This window comes from Paraburkholderia sp. J67 (assembly GCF_905220265.1).
Taxonomy (GTDB): Bacteria; Pseudomonadota; Gammaproteobacteria; order Burkholderiales; family Burkholderiaceae; genus Paraburkholderia.
The window spans coordinates 1-4,897 of sequence record NZ_CAJMZK010000059.1 but is presented as its reverse complement, the minus strand read 5'-3'; the positions used below and the strand labels follow the sequence as shown (position 1 = coordinate 4,897).

The 4,897-nt window shown below is 64.4% G+C and carries 4 protein-coding genes; all 4 read right to left on the bottom strand.

All coding sequences use genetic code 11. The features are described from left to right. Positions 1-203 precede the first annotated feature (203 nt). A complete protein-coding gene (locus U5782_RS41010) occupies positions 204-1,922 on the bottom strand; it encodes a dihydroxyacetone kinase family protein (protein WP_322049583.1) in 1,719 nt (572 codons plus the stop codon). A 152-nt stretch (positions 1,923-2,074) separates the two neighbouring features. Next, positions 2,075-2,959 (bottom strand): alpha/beta fold hydrolase, encoded by an 885-nt coding sequence (locus U5782_RS41005; protein ID WP_322049582.1) that lies wholly within the window; start codon positions 2,957-2,959, stop codon positions 2,075-2,077. Positions 2,960-3,028: 69 nt separating this feature from the next. Further along, positions 3,029-4,267: a 3-(3-hydroxy-phenyl)propionate transporter MhpT gene (gene mhpT, locus U5782_RS41000; protein WP_322049581.1), complete on the bottom strand. Its 1,239-nt coding sequence runs from the start codon at positions 4,265-4,267 to the stop codon at positions 3,029-3,031. Positions 4,268-4,381: 114 nt separating this feature from the next. Beyond that, a partial coding sequence (dmpG, locus tag U5782_RS40995) for a 4-hydroxy-2-oxovalerate aldolase (protein ID WP_322049580.1) occupies positions 4,382-4,897 on the bottom strand: 516 nt, incomplete at its 5' end.

The window sequence follows — 4,897 nt, the reverse complement described above, 5'->3', positions numbered from 1 at the left end:
CACCGTAACTGCTTGCTACCCGGTGTTTTCTGCGTCGCTGCATCAGCAGGAGGAGGCGAATTATGCAGGGCGTCGAATGGCACGTCAAGCGATTCTGCAAAATAATTTATTTCCCCTCTCGGCGGCCATTTTTCGCCTAAATGCATCAGCGGCTCGATATTGTCAATATCAAATCGCCATTGTTTCTAACAAAATCGCCGCATTCACGCTTTTCTCGTCAAATAGGGTTTCAACGCCGCCAACCAGCACACCACCGCCACCGCTCCCCCATCGGGCGAACCAATCGCACGCGAGCCCAGATAACTCGCGCGCCCAACACGAGGATGCATATGCGCCGTCGCCTGCGCGCCATGCTCGGCGGCCATGATGACTGCGCTCCACGCTTCTTGCACCGTCTGCCCTTTCTGCAATGCGTCTTCGAGCGCATCCACCGCTGGAACCAGAGCGTCCAGCATCGTTCTATCGCCCGCCTTCGCGCCGCCTAGTTCACTGATCGCCTCGATCGCACCACGCCATGCGCGCGCCCATTCCTGAGGCGTAGGCTCCGGTTTATCTACCAGATGACGCGATGCGCGCAGCAGCGCCGTCGCGTAAAACGGGCCCGAACTTCCCGCAATCGCCCGACGCAAACTCGCGCCCAGAGCGGACAGCGCCTGCGGCGCAGTACCGAGTGCATCGACGGGCAGCGCCAAAGCCGCATCGGCCGCGCGCCGCATGCTCGCACCGAGATCACCATCTCCAGCCAGCGCATCCAGTTCTGTGAGGCGCGCTTCGTTGTCCACCAGCGCCTGCGCAACGGCATCCAACGCGGCCTTGGTACGCACCGCCCATGCCACGCGCGATACATCCAGCTTATTCGATATGGATTCCTCATGAATCGTGGAGGACACAACCTCAAGACGAATCGTCGGATTGATGCAGCCTTTTCCGGGCCACGCGTGCGCGTCGGTGGCCGCGTCGAGCAACGCGATCCTGCCGTCGTCGACTCGCATGAGCGAAATCGAGCAGCCCGGCATATTGAGCGCCGATAAAAACGTCCCGGCCCACGCACGCTCCACGCGCACTTCGCGCCGTTGCAGACTCGTCCAGGCCGCGCGCAGCACGATGTCGAGTTCCATCTGCGGCGTCGCGCCCAGACCGTTGACGAGCAGCACGACGCGCTCGCCGCGCGTGATAGCCAGGTCCTCGAGAATATTGACGAGCAACGCTTCGACCAGCGCGTCAGCCGGCAGCGGCGCGCTGCGCTCCACGCCCTTCTCACCATGAATGCCCAAACCCAGTTCGATCTCGTCGTCGGCGAGACTAAAGCTCGATTGCGCGACGCCGGGCAGCGTGCAGCCGTCGAGCGCGACGCCCATCGTGCCGAGATTCGCCGCCGCCTCACGTGCCGTCGCCGCCACCACTTCGAGCGACGCGCCGCGCGCGGCAGCCGCGCCCGCGATCTTGTGGATCAGCACCGTGCCCGCAATGCCGCGGCGCTGATGACGCTCCGCGTGGCCGCGCAATGCGACGTCGTCGGCTACGCTCACCACTTCGACAGGAATGCCCTCCGCACGTGCGAGTTCAGCGGCAAGACCGAAGTTGAGGCGGTCGCCCGTATAGTTCTTGACGATCAGCAGCGCGCCTTTCGGCCCCGCCGTCGCGCGGATGGCGGCGAGCACGGCGTCGGTTGGCGGCGACGTAAACACCTCGCCGCACACGGCCGCGCTCAACATGCCCGCGCCCACGTAACCGCCGTGCGCCGGTTCGTGTCCGCTGCCGCCGCCGGAAATCAGCGCAACCGAACGGGCCTGCGATTCGGGGATGTCGCGGCGCATCAACACGTTTTCATCGCCGAGGATGACGACATGAGGCGCTTGCAGCGCAACGCCTTCGAGCATTTCTCGGACGACGTCGGACGGACGATTGACCAGTTTCTTCATGACGATCCCAATGAACGCAGTTGAAGAGTCCAGCCATCAAGGGCGCAAATGCGGTATGCATGGCGCGCCTGTGGCTGCGTCCAGTGTACGCCGCTCGTCCGTGCGACGCGCATTGATGCGCGCCGCTTCGCCACGACTACGCCGCTAACGTGTCAATGCTCCAGGAAGTCGAGCACCATGCGATTGAACGCATCCGCATGCTCCCACTGCGCCCAGTGTCCGCAACGATTGAACACGTGCAGTTGCGCGTTCTGCATGCCGGCGAGCAGACGCAAGCCGGTATCCATCGGCACGAAGCGATCGTCGCGGCCCCAGATCACGAGCGTAGGCGCCGCGATTTCGCCAAGACGCGGGCCGTAGTCGTTGAACTGCTTCGGATTCGCGGCGAGGCTCTTCACGAAGTTTTCGAGGTGATCACGCCGCGCGAGCATGTTGTCGAGCCGCGCCTGCATAAGTTCGTCGGTCAGCGCGCTCGCGTCGAAGACGAACACGTTCATCATGCGCTTGAGGTTTTCGATGGTCGGCTCGCGATAGAGCCCTTGCAGCAGCTTGATGCCTTCGGTGGGCATCGGCGCGAAGTTGCTCGGGCCGCCGGTGCCGCCGCCCATCAGCACGAGCTTGCCGACGCGCTGCGGGTACGCGAGCGCAAACGCCACCGCGCTATGGCCGCCCATCGAATTGCCGAGAATATGCACGCGCTCGATATCGAGCACGTCGAGCAGACCCGCCAGCACGCGGCCGTTCAATTCCGAACGCGACGTGGTGCAAACGATCGGGTCGCTCTTGCTCCAGCCCGGGCAATCCATCAGGATCACGCGATAGCCCGCCGCAACGAGCGGCTCGACGTTGCGATTGAAGTTGGCCCAGCCGCTTGCGCCAGGCCCGGAGCCGTGCAGCATCACGACGGTCTCGCCGTTCGCGTCCGGCGCGGGCGCGCCCGTGTCGTTGTAGTGAATCTGCAGTTCGAGTTCGCCGTCTTTTACGCGCGCGAAGCGGCTAGTGGAGGCTTCCGTGATCGTCTGTGCAGTCGCAGTCATGATGATGTCCTTGCAATAAAACTCGATAAACCGTCATGGAACGGGCCTGGCCCGCTCCGCCAGGAATGCTTAAATACCTTGTGCGCCCGAGGCGCTGCGCTGTGCAAAACCGCCCACCACCGTGAGCGCCGCGAGCGCCGCAATCACGCACAGCGGAATGCTCGACGCCACCAGCATCGAAGCGCTCTGCCCCAACGCGAACAATTGCCCTGCTACAAGCGGCCCGAGAATCGAACCGAGCCGCCCGACCGCCACCGCCGCGCCGACGCCCGTGCCGCGCACTTCGGTGGGATAGGCATGACCCGCGAGCGCGTAGAGCACCGACTGGCCACCCACGAGAAAGAGACCGCACAGCAGACCACCACACGCCATCGATACCGCACCGCCCGCGCTCGCCAGTGCGCCAAGTGCGAGAGCAATGCCCGCATACATGCCGATCACCGTGCGGCGACGTCCGAAGCGATCCATGATCGTTGCCATCGCAACGGCCCCAATGCCGCCGCCGATGTTGAACATCATCAGCACGATGTTCGACTGCACCCGCGTGAGACCGCGTGAGAGCACCATCGAAGGCAGCCAGTTCATCAGGAAGTACAGCACGATCAGCGTGCCCAGATAGCTGATCCAGAGCGCGATCGTCGTGCGTGCGCGGCCATGACGCCAGAGTGCCTCGCTCACGCCCGGCACGCCCTCGCGCGACGCTTTCGCCGCGCGTGCCGCCACGAATTGCTGCGATTCGTGCAGGAAAGCGCCCAGCAACGGCACCATCACGATCGGCCCGAGGCCGCCCACGTAGAACACATCGCGCCAGCTCGTCGGGCTCGCGCCGAGCATGCCGATGAGCGCCGCGATAGCCGCGCCGAACGGCATGCCGCAATACATGGCGCCCACCGCCGTGCTGCGCTGCTGCGGCCCCGCCGCCTCGGAGCACAGTGCGATCAGATTGGGCATCGCCGCGCCCAGGCCCAGGCCGGTCAGCAGACGCGCGACCAGCAGGCTCTCGAAGTTCCAGACCAGCGTGGTCGCGAGCGAGAACAGGCCGAACAGCGTCACCGACGCCATCAGCACGCGCTTGCGACCGAAGCGATCGGCAAGCCGCCCGCCCAGCGCCGCGCCCGGCAGCAAGCCGATGGCGCCAGCGCTGAACGCCCAGCCCATCTGCGCGACGGCAAGCGAGAACTCCTTCGCCATACGCGGACCGGCCACACCTGCCGATTGCAGATCCAGCCCTTCGAGCAAGGCAACGGCGAGGCATAAACCGATCGTTGCTTTGCTGCTTCCTCCAGCACCACGGATTCGTGACGTCATGTCCAAAGTCTCCAATGTTGTGTGTCAGCCGCTCTTGGTGGCGGCTAATCGTTTGTCTTGCCAGAACGACGTAGCAACGCCGCGGGTCGCTTCATGCGACACGCGGCGTGCGTTTTACTGTGCGGTGGCTTCGGCGCGCTGTTTGAGATCGAGCGCCACGTCCACGATCATGTCTTCCTGGCCGCCGACCATCCGGCGCTTGCCCAGTTCGACGAGAATGTCAACGGTCTTGAGGCCGTACTTCTTCGCCGCCACTTCCGAGTGGCGCAGGAAGCTCGAATACACGCCTGCATAGCCGAGCGCGAGCGTTTCGCGATCCACCCGCACCGGGCGGTCCTGCAACGGGCGCACGATGTCGTCTGCCGCGTCCATCAGCGTGTAGAGGTCGGTGCCGTGATTCCAGCCCATGCGCTCCGCGGCCGCGATGAACACTTCCAGCGGTGCGTTGCCCGCACCCGCGCCCATACCCGCGAGCGACGCATCGATGCGGTCGCAACCTTCTTCCACCGCGACGAGCGAATTCGCCACGCCCAGCGAGAGGTTGTGGTGCGCGTGCATGCCAGTTTGCGTTTCGGGCTTGAGCACTTGCTTTACCGCGCGGAAGCGGTCGCGCACGTCGTTCATCGTCAA

What these genes read in the sequence shown, in the direction of transcription:
- U5782_RS41010 (WP_322049583.1), bottom strand. Translation starts at nt 1,922, where the DNA reads ATGAAGAAACTGGTCAATCGTCCGTCCGACGTCGTCCGAGAAATGCTC.
- U5782_RS41005 (WP_322049582.1), bottom strand. Translation starts at nt 2,959, where the DNA reads ATGACTGCGACTGCACAGACGATCACGGAAGCCTCCACTAGCCGCTTC.
- mhpT (WP_322049581.1), bottom strand. Translation starts at nt 4,267, where the DNA reads ATGACGTCACGAATCCGTGGTGCTGGAGGAAGCAGCAAAGCAACGATC.